At 74.0% G+C, this 883-nt stretch carries 1 protein-coding gene and 1 pseudogene; both read left to right on the forward strand.

The window, feature by feature from the left end:
• Positions 1-186 (forward strand): annotated as a pseudogene (locus B8460_RS22680) (glycosyltransferase); the annotation flags it as partial.
• Positions 183-883, forward strand: a 701-nt coding sequence (locus tag B8460_RS20365; protein WP_052945328.1) for a squalene/phytoene synthase family protein, incomplete at its 3' end; no start/stop codon positions are given. The pseudogene B8460_RS22680 and the gene B8460_RS20365, both read left to right, overlap by 4 nt.

Raw genomic sequence — 883 nt, forward strand, 5'->3', positions numbered from 1 at the left:
TGGGCGGCGGCGGCGGCGTCGATCGCGCCGACGCTGCGGCGCTTCGGGATCGGGCGCGCCTGGGCGGCGACGCTGCCGGCGGTCGCGGCGTTCTACATGGCGGCGACGGTCGGCTCGGCCGTCGATCATTTACGCGGACGCGGCGTCGCGTGGCGCGGGCGCATCTATCGGGACGGCACGGCATGAGCGCGACGATGACAGCGGGGGACACGGCGGCGGACACGGCCTCGGTCGAGGAGTGGTCGGGAAAGGACCGCGGCGACGAGAACTTCCCCGTCGGCGTGCTGATCCGCCCGGCGCTGCGCCCGCATGTGCACGCCTTCTATGCCTTCGCCCGCAACGCCGACGACATCGCCGACAGCGCGGTGCTGTCGCCCGAGGACAAGATCGCACGGCTCGACGTAATGGAGGCGGTGCTGCTGGGCCGGCAGGCGGCGGGATCGCCGAGTGCGGCGGCGCTGCGCGCGAGCCTCGCGCAAACGGGCGTGACGAGCCGGCACGCGACGGATTTGCTGGTGGCGTTCCGGCTGGACGCGACCAAGCGGCGCTATGCCGACTGGGACGAGTTGCTGGACTACTGCCGCTATTCGGCGATGCCGGTCGGGCGGCACGTGCTCGACCTGCATGGCGAGGACGCGGCGGCGACGCATCCGCCGTCGGATGCGCTGTGCGCGGCGCTGCAGGTGCTGAACCATCTGCAGGACTGCGCCGCCGACCTCGCGTCCCTCGATCGCTGCTACCTGCCGCAGGACGCGCTGGCGGCGGCGGGCGGCGGGGTGGAGGCGCTGCGCGGGGCGGCGCAGACGCCGGCGCTGCGGCGGGTGTTCGACCTGCTGCTCGATCAGGTGGAGGCGCTGAACGTGACGGCGCGCGGGCTGCCGCG

The organism is Acidisphaera rubrifaciens HS-AP3 (assembly GCF_000964365.1).
Taxonomy (GTDB): Bacteria; Pseudomonadota; Alphaproteobacteria; order Acetobacterales; family Acetobacteraceae; genus Acidisphaera; species Acidisphaera rubrifaciens.